The following is a 14,191-nucleotide window of genomic DNA, read 5'->3' on the forward strand; positions in this document are numbered from 1 at the left end:
TATATTTGACTTAAACACAGAAAATTAAAAGGGATACCCTTGAAACTTGATAACGAAATCATAAATCTGTTGAACACGCTGAACATTGGCTTTATCCATTTGGACATGGATTTCGGCATACTTGAGGTAAACGAAAAAATAATCGAATGGTATGGCGGCACACGCAGAGATTTAGTGGGACATAACTGCAGGGAGTTCTTCACTCCTGAAGACTTTAACCGTTTGAGGACTATTGATCTTGAATACCTCCATAAAGGATTTCAACACTATCAATACGAATTCGAACTTCCCACAAGCAAAGGAGGGCGCACCCCGTTTCTCATCAATCTGTCGGTGAACAAGGACGCGGGAGGAGCCCCTGACTCAACCAATGTTTTATTAACGGACATCAGCGAACAGAAACGCATGCAGGAGGAGCTGACGAGGACAAATATCGCGCTGGCCGCAAGTCAAGAAGCGCTGGGAAACGAGAAGAAAATGATCGAAGCGATTCTTTTCGGCATTGGCGACTGTGTTACCATTTTCGATCATGAGGGAAACCTTCTACTGAGCAACCCGATGGGAAAGGAAATCAGGGGGGACCGTATCACGCCACTCATTGACCTTGATTCGACTATTGAAAAGATCATTAACTTTGAAATTTCCGGAGAGCACCGCCAGTTCGCGGGACGAATAGAGAATATCCATGACAATTTTGGGCGGGTAAAAGCCTATGCAGAGATACTCAAAGAAATAACCGACCAGATCAAGCTGGAAGAGCGGGAAAACGAACTTCGACTAATCAAGCGTAGGATGCAGCGGGGCGAGATCGAATCAGAAATGATTGGGGTAAGCCCTGCAATGGGGAAAGTGTTCGATCTTATCCTGCGGTGCGCCGAAGTGGATTCATCCATTTTGATCTTAGGTGAAACGGGAGTGGGGAAAGAGCTCGCCGCCCGGGCAATGCATACCCGCAGCAAGCGAAAGGGAAGCAAGTTTGTTGCCGTAAACTGCGGCTCAATACCGGAGGCCCTACTGGAGTCAGAGCTTTTCGGCCATGAGAAAGGAGCGTTCACGGGCGCGGTGACTTCTCGAATTGGCCTGTTCAGGGAGGCCGATGGAGGAACGCTGTTTCTTGACGAGGTCGGGGACCTTAACGTCGCACTACAGGTAAAACTCCTGAGGGCTCTTCAGGAAAAGGAAATACGGCCGGTTGGCGGCAACCGCACGTTTCCGATAAACGTACGCATTATTTCCGCCACAAATCGTAACCTGACGGATCTTATTTCCAGGGGACTTTTCCGCGAGGACCTGTATTACCGTATCGCGGTGATTCCCATTGTCATTCCGCCCCTAAGGGAGCGCCGCGAGGATATTCTATATCTTGCCGATCACTTCATAAAAAAGCACTGTAAGAAGGACGAAAAAACGTGTAAGCGGCTTGAAGCCGATGCCCGACAGCTCCTGTTGAGCCATCAGTGGCCGGGCAATATCCGCGAACTGGAAAATGCGATTGAGTACGCCATCGCGATGAGCGCCGATACCATTATTAAACCGAATGACTTTCCGCTCCAGATTATCGCAAGCCGGACTTTACCGGAAAGCTCCAATGGGACTATTCAAACTGCTCTAACACCACTTCATCAAGCGCCCTCTCTGGATCGATTTGAAATAGCACATCTCAGATCTTGGGAACAGGATGATCGGAGGCTAATTGCAGAGACACTGGAAAATTGTAGGGGAAACAGGAAAGAGGCGGCCGAAAAGCTGTCAATATCCCGGAGCACACTCTGGAGAAAGATAAAGACGTATCATATTACATGATGGATTACGACGCCTCATCGCCTATAGCCTGATCGAGGGAGACAGGACCGAACTGGTGCTCAAGGCGCGGGCAGAGACGCCGGACGGTTGGAATAATCGAACACGTTGAAAACATCCAGGCATTAGCTCTTAATGCGTCAGCCGGGATAAAATTGTAAAGCCCGTGCAGGACAAACGAAAGTTTCTTGACATATATGTTTAGAAGCTAAACATTGTTCATATGAACACGCGCGAAGGTAAAATCGCCGAAACGATCGGGCGCTTTTTCAGGATCATCAACAAGGTCAACAGCCGGGACCGTATCCCCACGGACTTCGGGACGGGGGAGCTCCTTTGTATGGGGGAGATCCACATGATCGAGGCGATCGGGAGTAAGCCGGGCGCAAACGTCACCGCGGTCGCCCAGGGGCTGGGCGTGACGAAGGGGGCTGTCTCGCAGATGGTGTCCCGGCTCGCAAAGAAAGGCTATGTGCGCGGCGAAACAATGAGGGGGGGAGGGAACGAGGTTTCCCTGGGTCTCACGGCAAAGGGAAAAACGGTGTACGCGGGTCACGCGAAGTACCATGCCGTAATGTATGCGAGTGTATTCAAGGGCATGACCGACGAAGAACTTGCAGTGTTGGACAAGGTGCTCGGAAAAACCGAATTCCAGCTCGACGCGACAAACCCCCGGGCGGGAAGAAAACGGGCCGGGGTGTGAATTTTTTTACCGCGGTGTTTAGTTGCTAAACTAAGTCGCATGAAGCGAGGCGGCGCACGGGGCGCCGCACCATCAACTAAAAGGAGGAGGATCATGACTCTTAAGAAAAAGGTTTTATGGGGAGCGTGCGTAGCGGCGGTTATCGTGTTTCTTTACATGCTGCTTGCGCCGGCAGGGACGGGGACGTCGCGCTTCTATGCGGACCAGCCGTACCATTTCCAGGTAATGCGCGCCATGGGGGACATTCCCTTCGGGGCGGGCGAGGCGGGGGAGATTCTTTCGACGATCAAGAACATTCCTGAGGGGGATGACGAAGCCTGGTTCCGGGAATGGGATAAGACGGCCGTGCGCGTGGAAAAGGCGGCGCGCGGTTATCGTAACGCGACGAGCAAGGGTTACGGGCTGCTGCGCGCGCACAGCTATTATCGAACGGCTGAGTTTTTCATGGGTCCCGGCGACGACAGGAGGCTCGCGTCCTTCGACAGGAACAGGAGGGCGTTCTATGATGGACTGGACGCGCTCGGTGTGCGGTATACGGTCGTATCGGTCCCCTATGGAAATAATACCCTGAAGGCGATCTATTATCCGGGGGACGCACGCGCCGTGGGAAAGCCGCTCATCCTCATGTGCGGGGGCTACGATTCCACGCTCGAGGAGCTCTATTTCATGCTTGCACGCGGGGCGCTCGATCGCGGGTATTCATGCCTCACCTTCGAAGGCCCGGGGCAGGGTTCGATTATCCGCGAGCAGGGACTGCAGTTCACGCACGAATGGGAGAAACCCACCGGCGCGGTTCTTGACGCATTCCTTGCACGGTATCCGAAGCCTCCAAAAATCGTATATGTAGGTGGAAGCCTGGGAGGGTACCTCGCTCCGCGCGCGGCCGCGTTCGATGCGAGGATCGACGGGGTCGTCGCATTCGACGTGTGTTACGATTTCCAGGAGGCCGCGCTCCGGCAGGTGCCGTGGGTCATACGCTCGATGTACGGGATGGGCATGACGGGCCTGGTGAACGGCCTGATAAAATTGAAGATGAAAAACACCCCGGGTGTACGCTGGGGAGTGCAGAACGCGCAATGGACGATGGGGGCGAAAGACCCGGTCGACCTGCTTTCCATTTTTTCAAAGTATTCCCTGAAGGATGTCTCCGATAAAATTCGCGGCGACGTGCTCATCCTCGCGGGCGAGAAGGATCACTTTTTCCCTGTCACGCAAGTGGAAGAATTCAGGAAGGCGCTCGTCAACGCCCGCAGCGTCACCACGCGTGTGTTCACCGAGCAGGAGGGCGGGCACGAGCACTGCCAGCTGGGCGCGCTGAGCCTCATGCACGCGGTGCTTTTTGAATGGGTGGAGGAGAAGTTCGGAAGGTAGAAGGGACCATAGCGCTGAATAAATCCGGATGGATTCTTTCAGACGGGTCGATTGGTGAGGTGAAAATGATTCATCGATGAATCACAGTTTTCTGACATCCGGATTTCCAATGAAATGAAACGGCTTATGAAAATGTCTTGACAATATAATAGAGTGCTTGTACATGCAATCCTATGGAATGTGAATCTATTTATGATGGCTGTATGTACTTTACCGCAACAAAGCTTTCAAGGATTGTCACGGAGATGGCCGAAGAGGCTTTTATGCCATCTGGATTATCCCCATCCCATGCTTTTCTGATGATGACGATATATTCCTGCCCGCAAATAACTCCTATGGAGCTCGGTCAAAGAATGCACCTGGCTCCTTCAACGGTTACCAGACTCGCGGATAAACTTGAGCTGAAGGGTTACATTAAACGTAAATCGAACGGGCGTAACTCCAACATAAGTGCCACTGAAAAGGGAATAAAAATTCATGAGGAAATTCAAAAATGCTGGAATGACCTCTATCTCGCACTTAATAGAAAACTTGGGAAAAATAAAAACGATGTTTTTACAAAAGAATTATTCAGCATAAGCCGGATTCTGGAACAATAATTTTTTTTAATTCCATATATGCATGTACAAACAAAAAAGGAGAACTTGATGAAAATTGAAGTGAGAGAAAGAAACGCGCTCTATCCGTTACCAATAGCATTGATAGGGACGGAAATTGACGGGAAAGCGAACTTTATCACAATTGCCCATCTTGGAATAGGCGCGATAGATATGGTTACGCTGGGTATGGGAAAGGCGCATTATTCCAACAAGGGAATAATTGCGAACAGGGAATTCAGTATAAATATACCTTCAGATGATATGGTAATTGAAACCGATTACATCGGCATGGTGAGCGGTTCAAAGATCGATAAAAGCGCTATTTTAAAAGTATTCAGGGGTTTATTGAAACACGCGCCCATGATTGAACAAGCCCCTGTTACAATGGAATGTACCCTGGTAGATCATTATGATTATATCACCCATGACCTGTTTGTGGGGAGGGTTGAAAAAATCTATGCTGAAGAGAATATCCTTACCAATGGCACTATTGATGTCGCAAAAGTAAAACCGATGCTATTTGACATGCATCAGCGCAAATATTGGAAAATCGGGGAACCCTTTGCCGATGCATGGAGTGTCGGAAAGAATTTTAACAAATAATTAAAATTCCACAAGAGAGAAAATATGAAAGTGTTACTCATAACCAATATAAATCGGTTCCCCATGGTTTATATTTATAACTCCTGGTATATCCAGGAGTTATAAATCTTCAATGTGGAAAACCAATTTCGAATGGGTATATTTGACAAATATGTACGTTGCGCACAACCTCTTCACAACGAAAAAAGAACTCAGGGCCAGTCCTTATCGCCAGACCCGACAAGTTCGCCGGGGAATGGCTCCCAGCCTTGCGCTGTAGCACAACGCGCAAGGGGAATAGGGGACTGATGCTTTTACCGTATCACCATCCCCGCCCTTATCTTCGGAAGCGCCTTCCCCCTTTTCACGACGACCTCCCCGTTCATGACGACCGTCTCGATCCCGGTTGGCCGCGCGCCCGATGCCTCGGGGGTCGTGTTGTCCCGTATCGTGTGCGGATCGAACACGGTGATGTCCGCGGCATACCCTTTTTTCAAGAGGCCCCGGTCTTTGATCTTCATGCGCGCGGCGTTCTTCCCGGTCATGCGGTGCACCGTGTCCTCGATCGTGAGGATGTTTTCGTCGCGGGCGAGCTCCAGGAAACGCGGGAAGCACCCGAACGCAGCGGGGTTCTGGAGTCCCGACGGCTCGACCCAGGCGTCGGTCATGAAGTGCGAGGCGCGATGCTTCATGAGCGCGCGGACGATGTGCGGGTTGCTGTACTTGTAGATGAGCATCCGTGCGGTGCTGTCGCTCCTGTGCGCGATGTCGATGTAGTTTTCGAAGTCGGTCATTGTGCGCGCGCGGGCGATGTCGCGCAGGAACATGCCGTTGTATCGGTCCAGATCCGGGTGGTTCGCCGATGCAAGCTGCATGTCGGCCATGTTGAAGCCCAGGAGCGCGAAAGAGATCTTCATGAGGAGCTTCGTCTTCTTTAAAAGCTTCTTGTCCGTGTAGGCCGCGGGAACCTGCGCCATGAACCATTCGGGGAGGATCCCCGTGATGACCGTCGCGCCACAGTGGTGCGCGTAGGTGTCGAAACACACGTCAACCCCGTCGTCGATCGCGCGGTCGATGAGGGCGAGCGCCTTGTCGAGCGTCTTCCAGGTGCGCGCGCCCACGAAGATGAGATGCGAAATCTGGAGGCGCACGCCCGTCCTGCGCGCGAGGTCCAGGAATTCCCTGAGCGCGATGAGGTTGTGCGCCTCGCCGAAGGGCTTCAGGGGATAGGCCCCGGAGACCGAGGAGAACGCGCGCACGTGTACCGTGACGATGCCGTCGCGCTTCTTCACGAGTTTGGCAACCTCCTCCTGTTCGGACGCGGTCGAGAAGATGTCGGGCGCGTAACCCATTCCGAACGATACGCCCCGCGCCCCCTGTTCCATGGATTCCTCCGCGAGCCGGAGGAGCTGTTTCATCTCGTCTCCCGTCATGTGTGAGGGATCGTAGCCTTTTATGGAGGCGCGCGTGGTCCCGTGCCCGCACAGGTTCACCAGGTTCGCGGACATTCCCTTTTTTGTGAGGTGCGCGTAGTACTGCGCGAGCGAATCCCATTTCAATCCGGAGTGCCCTCCCTTGAACAGGTTGTTCTCGAGGAGCGCGCGGTGCGCGGTGTTTTTCTTGAATACCGCGGCGCCGAAACCGCAGTTCCCTCCCACGAAGGTGGTGATGCCCTGTTCCAGGAACGGCGTGATGTATTCGGGTTTTTCGGGCGAGGCGAGGAACCAGTCGTTGTGCGAGTGGAGGTCGATGAAGCCGGGCGCGACCGCTTTGCCCGCGCAGTCGATCGTCTCGCATTTCGCCTGTATCGCGCCCGGCGAAAGCTCCGCGATTTTTCCGCCCTTGATGAGGACACTTCCGGGGAATCCCTTCTTCCCGCTGCCGTCGATTATCAGTCCGTTCTTGAGGAGGAGCATGGGGTACCTCGCACGTGGGTTTGGTCTGCCTGCGGTGAGGGAAGCCGCATGGCATTTGTTTATTGATGAGCGTACGCTCGTTTTTAGCAAGCGATTTTAGGGGATCTGGCGCGGGCGCCGATACGCGTATCGGCGAACGAAGGAAAGCGTGGACCGGTCAATACTCTATGCCGCGCCGTCCCTGGACACCCGCGGCGTAATAGTGCTTCACTTCCTTCATTTCGGTGACCAGGTCGCAGGCGTCGATAAGCTCCTGCGGCGCGCCGCGTCCCGTGAGGACGAGCTCCTTCCCGGTGGGCCGGGTGTGTACGAGTTCCAGAATCTCGCCCAGCGTCACGAGCTTGAAGAGGCAGGCCGTGACGATCTCGTCGAGCACGAGTATATCGATCGTGCCGTAGTGTATCGCCTCGCGCGCACGGGCGATCGCGTTGCGCGCGTGGAGGTAGTGCTCCTTCGCGTCCTGTCCTTCGGTCACGCAGAACTCCGCGCTCCCGTGCTGTTCGATCGTGACGAGCCCGCCGAGCATCTTCGCCGCATCGAGCTCCCCGTAGTGCTGGCCCTTCATGAACTGGATGAAGTGCGTGCGCAGTCCCGATCCCGCCGCCCGCATCGCCAGGCCGAGCGCCGCCGTGGTCTTCCCCTTCCCGTGCCCGGTGTAAAGATGCACGAATCCCTTTTCAAGTGTATCGGCGCCCATGCGGCCTCTCTCCCCGTTTGATATCGTCCGAGACTAGCACAGCACCGCGCAATGTCAAGAATTGTCCACGGGGCGCACGGGATCGAAAATTTTTGTTTCGATTCCCGTACGGTTATGTATGGTGGACCGGATTTCGAGCGGGAGAAGCGGCGGGATGAACGTGGTGGTGAAATTCCTGGTATTCCAGGTGATAATTATCGGTCCCTTTATCGCCGGGTATGCGCTGAAACGGCGGTTCGATGACCCCGCGCGCTTTTCCCGGACACTCATCCGCGCGAATCTTGCTACCATCGAGCCGGCGATCGTGTTCTGGAGCGTCTGGGGACTCGATCTTTCCCGCGGGCTTATGCTGCTGCCGGTCGCGGGACTCGCGCTGTGCGCGGCGGGACTGGTACTGGGCCTCCCGGCATCGCGCGCGCTCGGTCTCGGGGGGGCGCGCGGGCACATGTTCCGCATCAGCGCGATGCTGGCCAATCACGGGTTTACGCTCGGGGGATTCGCCTGTTACCTTATCCTGGGGGAACAGGGGCTCGCCTACTCGTTCATTTTCGTATCGTACTTCATGCCCTTTGTGTTCCTCGCGGTGTTTCCCTATGCGGCGCATGTTTCGAAGACAGCCGCGCCCGCCACGGAGCGAATGCCGATAATCCTCGGGCTTCACAACATGCCGCTCGCCGCGATTGCGGGCGCGCTGGGATTGCGCGCACTCGGGATCGACAGGCCGGCGATATGGTTTCCGTCGGAGGCGCTCCTTCTCGCTTCAATAAGCGTCTACTACCTCACGCTGGGCATGAACTTCACGCAGGGGGACGTGCGTTCCTCGTGGAAAGAAATTTCCGCGATGAGCGCGATCAAGTTTCTCCTGGTACCGGCGGCCGCCTGGATCATCACGGGACTCGCCGGTTTCGAGGGGACCGTGCGCGCGGTGGTGATCGTACAGTCCTTCATGCCCGCGGCGATCTACTCGGTGGTCGTATCGGTCCTTTACGGCCTGGACGCGCGCCTGGCCTCGGGGCTCTTCGTGGGGACATCGGTCATTTTCCTTGTGCTCGTGTTCCCCCTGATGCTCCTGGGGGCGCGCCTGCTGGGTGTCGGGATTTAGGACCGGGAGCACGGGGACTTTAAGCCTCCGGCAAATACGGACAGGCTGCGCGTTCCAGCTGAAGAAAGAATGGCGGGGGGTTGATGCAGGAAGTGGTGCGGTTAAGGTACGGGTTTCACTGGTTTGGTGCTTTTCCAGATTAAATTCCAGATCACCATGCCGTCAGTGACGTTCCGGCGCACTGCATGCCGATCATATGGTGCATAGTTATGTACGCTTCTTTCTCCATCGCGCATAAGGTCATCCAGATATCGTTCAACGCCAATCGCCACGAGATATGAAACAGTGAATTTACTCAGCCTCCTCAGGTCCGCCCAGAACTCGAACTCTTCCGCTTTAAACCGCACCCCAAAACAATGCCACCTCCCTTCCGGATCGTCCGGCTGATACTTAACCGTTTCAAACCGGGTGTTATAACGAGGCAAGTCACGCATCACGGTCTTGAGGAGCCGAACCACTATATCCCTTCGCGAAGTTTGTAATTGAAGCGCCGCCTGCGCGAGTTTGCGCATAATATCCGTGTGAACATTTATTGAGGTCCTGGCCATATCCTTCTCCCCAGAGCGAGTGGTGAAGCACTTTCTCTCCATACGTTCCTCTCGCGGAAAATATTAAATATTTTTGGGAAAGCTTCAAAATCCGATACGGCTGCAGGGGAAATCAAAGCAGGACGTGTGCCCGAACAAAAATCGCCCCTCGAATCTGATTTTTTTCAGATTCCGCGGACCGGATTCGTAATAGGGGCGTACATGCGTGCGGGAGGTGGAGATGAAATTTAATTCGGCGTTCATGGTGCTGGTATTCCTGGCTGTTTCATGCGCGGGCCGGGGAAGGCTCGACACGCGTCCCTCCGCCGAGAGGGCGGCCGTGCGGATCGGCGTGCCCGACGGAATCGCGCGCGAAGAATGCAACTGCGCCCACGCGGACCTCGGGAAAGGGGTTCGGGCGCCGATTCGCAGGGTTGCGCTCAGGTTCGCCCCTTCACCCGGAAACGAAGGCCGCGAAACGCCCGAGGCGGCGTTGTGGCGCGCGCACCTGGAAAAGGAGCTCCTGAGAAAAGGCTTCGTGGTGTACGAGGAACCCAGGCGCGACACGCTCAGCATCGAGGAGGAGACGCGCCCCGCCCAGAATATCGACGCCTTCGTAATGGTGGACGCCGCCGCGACAAGGCCCCTGGGCTCGCGGGGGGAGGTCCGGTTCGACGATGGCCCCGACGGGCTCGTCGGCTACGAGTACCGCTACCATGTCGCGGAGATACGGGGCCGTTTCATGCTCTCGGGCAATGACATTGTCGCGAGCTGTGGTACGTCGCTCTCGAGTTTTGACCTCGCAACCGGCGGCGCCGAATCGGGGATCGAGCTTGCCGGTGTGTGCGAATACCGGCACTCGGGGAAGCTCGACGCGTGGGTGAAGGACCGCTGGAAGGTGGAATCGGCACGCATCCTCCCGGCCGGGACCGCGCGCGACGAGGAAGCGGCAAAGGCGGAACTGATCAAGGCGGCCTCGTCGCGCTTCCTTGAGGGGCTCCTTAAATGAAATTCACTGCAATGCTGGCGCTCGTCCTTGCCGGAATCTCATGCGCGCAACCCGCATCGGTGGGAGACGAGTATTACCGCAGGGGCGTGGAGCTGTATCTGAAAAAGGATCTCGCGGGCGCCCGCGAGTATTTTTCGCGGAGCCTGGAATGCCGCGGTTCGCGCCCCGGGGCGCGTGTATTTCTCGCGAAGATAAGTTATTTCCAGGGCGAGGACGCGGAGTTCGAGTCCCAGGCGGAGCGATGCCTCGAAAACGAGGAAACGAAAAGCGAGGGACTCAGACTCAAGGCCCGGTGGCACCTTCGGCGGGGAGAATATGCCGCGGCGAAGGAAACGGTCACGAAGCTTCTTGCACGATCGGGGGAGGATACCGTGGGTCTCTATATAGCAGGCTCCGCATCCCTGGGAGAAGGTGACCACGAAGAAGCGATCATCGCATTCACCAGGGCGACCAGCGCGTACCCGTATCTGCAGCAATCTCACCGGAAACTGGAAGAAATCTACACGAAGCTGGGGCTCGCGGCGCGCGCGCGAAAAAACCGCGCCATGGCCGCGGCCATCACGGAATGGGAGAAGGAGGAAAAATGAAACATAAAGCCTGGGCCGCGGCCGTCCTGACCGCGCTGTGCGCATGCGGCGGGATGAGCGCGGAATTCGTGCACACGGGGAAAAAATCGGCGCCCCTGGACGTTATCTACGTCACGCATTCGGCGCGTCACGGGGAAACGCCTGACGAGGGAACCGGGGAGCTCGCCGAATCGCTCGTGTTTGCCCTGGCGAAGCGCGGTTTCAAGGCGGCGTCGTTCAACGATCGCGGGGAGCGGGCCGAGGGCTATCGCCATCACGCGGTACTCTCGGTCTTTCAAAATCTCCCAGAGGATATCCTCGGGCGGCGGGGATCGCTGACCGTACACGTACGCATCATCGATGCGCGCAGCGGGGAGACGGTATCGATGATACGCATGCAGTGCGACGGGTGCGCGCTTCGCGACGGCGGAAGCACAATGCGTGTCGCGGAAAGGCTCGCGGCGGGGATCGACGAGGCGTCAAGGAAATGAAGTCGATGGCGATCATGGCGCTCGCCTTCGCGCTTCTCGCGACACGGGGTTCGTCCCGGGCGGGAGAGCCCGCGGAGCGCGTCGATGAATCGACTGCGGTCCGGCTTGCCTGCGCACACAGCCGGGAGCTCGCCGCGGCGCGCGCGCGTATGACGTCCGCCCGCATGGCGATCGGTGAACGATGGCGGGAATTCCTTCCCGCGGCCTCGGTGCAGTATTCGGAAGACGATACGGTAAGCGCCGGGGGGCCCGATACGCGGAACCGGCAGGTGATGATGTCCCTCTCGTACGACCTGCACACGGGCGGCGCGACGGTCGACGCGTACGCAATCGCGCAGATCGAGCACCTGGCGGCGCTCGAAAATTACAGGATGGAACGCGCGGCCCTTTCGCTGGGCGTGAGGAAGGAATACTACGGGCTCCAGGGCGCGGAGGGCGAGGTCTCGATACAACGGGACCTTTTAGAGAGCCTCCTGGTACAGAGGAAAATCATAGACGAGGAGTCGCGGCAGGGGATGGCGACCGAGCTCCAGCGCGTTCAGGCCGACGCGCGCATCGCCGAGGTGGAGTACGAGCTCCTTCGGGCCGAGAACGCGTTTCGTACCGGGACGAAAAATTTTCGTCTGCTGATCGGCGCATCGCGGGAGGTTCGAATCGTCCCGGTAACCGCCGGCGAATCGGATTCGCCGGCGCGTGAAGCGCGCGGGGGAAAGTCCGGGGCTGTCGCCGGGGCGCTCCTTCGCAGGCCCGAGATGCGCATGGCCGGCCTCGCGGTGCGGAAGGCCCGTGCCGGGGTGCGGCTGGCGCGGGATTACAGTTTGCCCGTTATCCGGTTTACCGGAAGCTACGGCTACCGGGGCGAGCGGTACCCGCTCGACGACCGTTTTTGGAACGTGGGGATCACCCTGAGCGCATCCCTTTTTGGAAACGGGGTGAGCAGCGGCATGAGTTACGGCGAAGCCGGGTATGGAAAAGAGAAGAGCGTCGCGCACAACGCCCAGGCGGACATCTTGGACGATCCATCCGGCGCCAGGCGTACCGCGGAGGCAGAGTTTGCGCTGCGGGACGCCATGGCGGAAATGGAACGTACGCGTATGAAAATCATCGTCGATGTTGAGCGCGCGTGCGACCGCATGGGTGAAACGGCGGAGCTGGTCCGCCTCGCGCGGCTGAACGTGTCCCTGCTTGAGCGCCAGGCGGCCGCGGAGGACGCCCGCGCGCGCGTGGGGGATATCGCGCGCTACGAGGTGCTCCGCACCTATGTCGACCTGGCGAAGGCGCGCCTGAGACTCCAGGCCGCGGTGGGAGAGCGCCGCGTGTCCTTCGCGGAGCTCGATGCTGCGCTCGGGGAAGACGGCGGCAGCGAAACGCCGGTGGGCGGCGAATTATAAAGGGAGAGGAGGACTGTCGCATGGAAATATCCATTATGGGGATTATGAAGGTGCATCGGCGGAAGGTCGCGCTCGTGCTCTTGGTTGCGGGCGTGTGCGGCGCAACGGCCGTGTGTTTCCGCGAGGAGGTGCGCGTGTACCTGGGGAACGGCGCCGGACCGCGCGATGGCGTATCAGCGCCCGAAATCGAGATTATCAAAGCAGAACGCAAGGATGTGACGCTGGAGATCGAGCTCCTGGGGACGGTGAGTTACCGCGACAAGGCGAGCGTCTCTTCCAGGATCACGGGTCGTGTAGAGGAAATTTTCGCCGAGCAGGGGGACCGGGTCGAGAAGGGACAGGAGCTTGCGCGCATTGAGCTGCTGCCGCTCGAGCTGGAGCTCAAGAGCGCGACGGCGGAGCTGAAATCGTCGGAGGCGGCCTTGCGTCTCGCGCGGGAAAAGGAGGAGCGTGCGGCGCGCGAGGTGGAACGGCATCTCCGGGCGATCAGTCGCGCGCGGGTCGACCTGAACGACAAGTTCGTGAGCTGGAAAAACGCGGACTCCGTCGTCAGGAAGAAAGGGGAGCTCTTCCGCGCGGGAGCCGTTACCGAAATGGAGCTCGATGCGCTCAAGGCGGGATGGACCACCGCCCAGGCGAAGTACCTCGCGGCGAAAAAGGAATACGAAATTCTTTCCGTAGGATACCGGGACGAGGATGTCCGGAAGGCGGGATACGAGATCCCGGGAGACGAGCGCGCGAGGACCGCGCTGCTTACAAAGCTCAACACGCGGCTCGAGGCCGCCGAGACGGACGCGGCGCAGAGCGCGATGAACCGCGCCGAAACCGGGGTGGAGATAATCTCCGTCCATATAAACGAGGCGCATATCCGCGCCCCCATCGCGGGCGTCGTGGCGGTGCGCGCCGTCGAAAAGGGGGAACGGGTGAGGGACGATACGCCGCTGTTTGTCGTCATGAACCTTGCGGAGACGTATGTCATCGCCGGCGTGGGGGAGAAAGAGGCGGGTAAGATAACGAAGGGACTGGAAGCGCGATTTACCGTGGACGCCCTTCCCGGGGAAAAATTCCGCGGGGAGGTCAGGCTGGTGAGCCCGGTTCTGGACGCGGGTTCGCGCACCGTCGAGGTGCGCCTGCTCGCGGACAATGCGCGCGGCATGCTCAAGCCCGGCATGTTCGCCCGGGTGACGGTCGCGGCCGAGCGGGCCCGGGACGTGCTCCTGCTTCCCCGCGAGGCGTTAGGCGACATGCGTGACGGAGCCTGCGAGGCGTACCTGTTCCGGGAGGGCTCGCTTCACCGGGTCACGGTGAAAACGGGAAGGGAGTTCGGCGACGAGATCGAGGTGCTCTCGGGGGTAGACGAGGGCGACCTCGTGGCGCGCGGCGGAAGCCGGCGCTATTCGGACGGTATGAAGGCGCGCGTCGCGAGGGAGGGATGAT

General features: G+C 57.7%; 14 protein-coding genes. 11 read left to right on the forward strand and 3 right to left on the reverse strand.

The window, feature by feature from the left end; translation table 11 throughout:
* The first annotated feature begins 39 nt into the window (after window positions 1–39).
* The 5 genes from EPN93_01900 (at window position 40) to EPN93_01920 (ending at window position 5,076) form a co-directional block, all read left to right on the forward strand.
* Entirely contained in the window at window positions 40–1,803 is a 1,764-nt protein-coding gene (locus EPN93_01900) for a PAS domain S-box protein (protein ID TAL39314.1), read from the forward strand.
* 220 nt (window positions 1,804–2,023) lie between these two features.
* Window positions 2,024–2,503 carry a MarR family transcriptional regulator gene (locus EPN93_01905; GenBank protein ID TAL39315.1) on the forward strand — a complete coding sequence of 160 codons (480 nt, stop codon included), beginning with the start codon at window positions 2,024–2,026 and terminating at the stop codon, window positions 2,501–2,503.
* Between the two features lie 39 nt (window positions 2,504–2,542).
* Window positions 2,543–3,874: a dipeptidyl aminopeptidase gene (locus EPN93_01910; protein ID TAL39316.1), complete on the forward strand. Its 1,332-nt coding sequence runs from the start codon at window positions 2,543–2,545 to the stop codon at window positions 3,872–3,874.
* 173 nt (window positions 3,875–4,047) lie between these two features.
* Window positions 4,048–4,473 carry a MarR family transcriptional regulator gene (locus EPN93_01915; protein TAL39317.1) on the forward strand — a complete coding sequence of 142 codons (426 nt, stop codon included), beginning with the start codon at window positions 4,048–4,050 and terminating at the stop codon, window positions 4,471–4,473.
* Window positions 4,474–4,521: 48 nt separating this feature from the next.
* The gene (locus tag EPN93_01920; protein ID TAL39318.1) at window positions 4,522–5,076 is read left to right on the forward strand and encodes a flavin reductase family protein; all 555 of its coding nucleotides are present in this window, start codon (window positions 4,522–4,524) and stop codon (window positions 5,074–5,076) included.
* A 293-nt stretch (window positions 5,077–5,369) separates the two neighbouring features.
* On the opposite strand, the gene EPN93_01925 is transcribed toward EPN93_01920, so the two are convergent.
* Window positions 5,370–6,971 carry a hypothetical protein gene (locus EPN93_01925; protein ID TAL39319.1) on the reverse strand — a complete coding sequence of 534 codons (1,602 nt, stop codon included), beginning with the start codon at window positions 6,969–6,971 and terminating at the stop codon, window positions 5,370–5,372.
* 157 nt (window positions 6,972–7,128) lie between these two features.
* Window positions 7,129–7,668: a cob(I)yrinic acid a,c-diamide adenosyltransferase gene (locus EPN93_01930; GenBank protein TAL39320.1), complete on the reverse strand. Its 540-nt coding sequence runs from the start codon at window positions 7,666–7,668 to the stop codon at window positions 7,129–7,131.
* A gap of 118 nt (window positions 7,669–7,786) precedes the next feature.
* Between EPN93_01930 and EPN93_01935 the strand changes: the two genes are divergently transcribed.
* Complete coding sequence (locus EPN93_01935; protein ID TAL39321.1) at window positions 7,787–8,770, forward strand: hypothetical protein; 984 nt, start codon at window positions 7,787–7,789, stop codon at window positions 8,768–8,770.
* Between the two features lie 101 nt (window positions 8,771–8,871).
* On the opposite strand, the gene EPN93_01940 is transcribed toward EPN93_01935, so the two are convergent.
* Window positions 8,872–9,318 carry a hypothetical protein gene (locus EPN93_01940; protein ID TAL39322.1) on the reverse strand — a complete coding sequence of 149 codons (447 nt, stop codon included), beginning with the start codon at window positions 9,316–9,318 and terminating at the stop codon, window positions 8,872–8,874.
* 220 nt (window positions 9,319–9,538) lie between these two features.
* On the opposite strand from EPN93_01940, the gene EPN93_01945 reads away from it, so the two are divergent.
* Genes EPN93_01945 through EPN93_01965 form a run of 5 tightly spaced genes read left to right on the forward strand, consistent with a single transcriptional unit; the run spans window position 9,539 to window position 14,190 of the window.
* Window positions 9,539–10,306: a hypothetical protein gene (locus EPN93_01945; protein TAL39323.1), complete on the forward strand. Its 768-nt coding sequence runs from the start codon at window positions 9,539–9,541 to the stop codon at window positions 10,304–10,306.
* Window positions 10,303–10,893 carry a hypothetical protein gene (locus EPN93_01950; GenBank protein ID TAL39324.1) on the forward strand — a complete coding sequence of 197 codons (591 nt, stop codon included), beginning with the start codon at window positions 10,303–10,305 and terminating at the stop codon, window positions 10,891–10,893. Before EPN93_01945 ends, EPN93_01950 begins: the two co-directional genes overlap by 4 nt.
* Window positions 10,890–11,363 carry a hypothetical protein gene (locus EPN93_01955; GenBank protein ID TAL39325.1) on the forward strand — a complete coding sequence of 158 codons (474 nt, stop codon included), beginning with the start codon at window positions 10,890–10,892 and terminating at the stop codon, window positions 11,361–11,363. Before EPN93_01950 ends, EPN93_01955 begins: the two co-directional genes overlap by 4 nt.
* A complete protein-coding gene (locus tag EPN93_01960) occupies window positions 11,360–12,754 on the forward strand; it encodes a TolC family protein (GenBank protein TAL39326.1) in 1,395 nt (464 codons plus the stop codon). Before EPN93_01955 ends, EPN93_01960 begins: the two co-directional genes overlap by 4 nt.
* A gap of 20 nt (window positions 12,755–12,774) precedes the next feature.
* Window positions 12,775–14,190 (forward strand): efflux RND transporter periplasmic adaptor subunit, encoded by a 1,416-nt coding sequence (locus EPN93_01965; protein ID TAL39327.1) that lies wholly within the window; start codon window positions 12,775–12,777, stop codon window positions 14,188–14,190.
* The last annotated feature ends 1 nt before the right edge of the window (window position 14,191 follow it).

It is taken from the genome of Spirochaetota bacterium, from assembly GCA_004297825.1.
In the GTDB taxonomy this organism is placed as follows: Bacteria; Spirochaetota; UBA4802; order UBA4802; family UBA5368; genus FW300-bin19.

Bases quoted from the DNA above. Each gene is read 5' to 3' on its own strand.
- EPN93_01965 (TAL39327.1), top strand. From the start codon at position 12,775: ATGGAAATATCCATTATGGGGATTATGAAGGTGCATCGGCGGAAGGTC.
- EPN93_01930 (TAL39320.1), bottom strand. From the start codon at position 7,668: ATGGGCGCCGATACACTTGAAAAGGGATTCGTGCATCTTTACACCGGG.
- EPN93_01920 (TAL39318.1), top strand. From the start codon at position 4,522: ATGAAAATTGAAGTGAGAGAAAGAAACGCGCTCTATCCGTTACCAATA.
- EPN93_01945 (TAL39323.1), top strand. From the start codon at position 9,539: ATGAAATTTAATTCGGCGTTCATGGTGCTGGTATTCCTGGCTGTTTCA.
- EPN93_01950 (TAL39324.1), top strand. From the start codon at position 10,303: ATGAAATTCACTGCAATGCTGGCGCTCGTCCTTGCCGGAATCTCATGC.
- EPN93_01940 (TAL39322.1), bottom strand. From the start codon at position 9,318: ATGGCCAGGACCTCAATAAATGTTCACACGGATATTATGCGCAAACTC.
- EPN93_01955 (TAL39325.1), top strand. From the start codon at position 10,890: ATGAAACATAAAGCCTGGGCCGCGGCCGTCCTGACCGCGCTGTGCGCA.
- EPN93_01910 (TAL39316.1), top strand. From the start codon at position 2,543: ATGAAGCGAGGCGGCGCACGGGGCGCCGCACCATCAACTAAAAGGAGG.
- EPN93_01935 (TAL39321.1), top strand. From the start codon at position 7,787: ATGGTGGACCGGATTTCGAGCGGGAGAAGCGGCGGGATGAACGTGGTG.
- EPN93_01905 (TAL39315.1), top strand. From the start codon at position 2,024: ATGAACACGCGCGAAGGTAAAATCGCCGAAACGATCGGGCGCTTTTTC.
- EPN93_01915 (TAL39317.1), top strand. From the start codon at position 4,048: ATGGAATGTGAATCTATTTATGATGGCTGTATGTACTTTACCGCAACA.
- EPN93_01925 (TAL39319.1), bottom strand. From the start codon at position 6,971: ATGCTCCTCCTCAAGAACGGACTGATAATCGACGGCAGCGGGAAGAAG.
- EPN93_01960 (TAL39326.1), top strand. From the start codon at position 11,360: ATGAAGTCGATGGCGATCATGGCGCTCGCCTTCGCGCTTCTCGCGACA.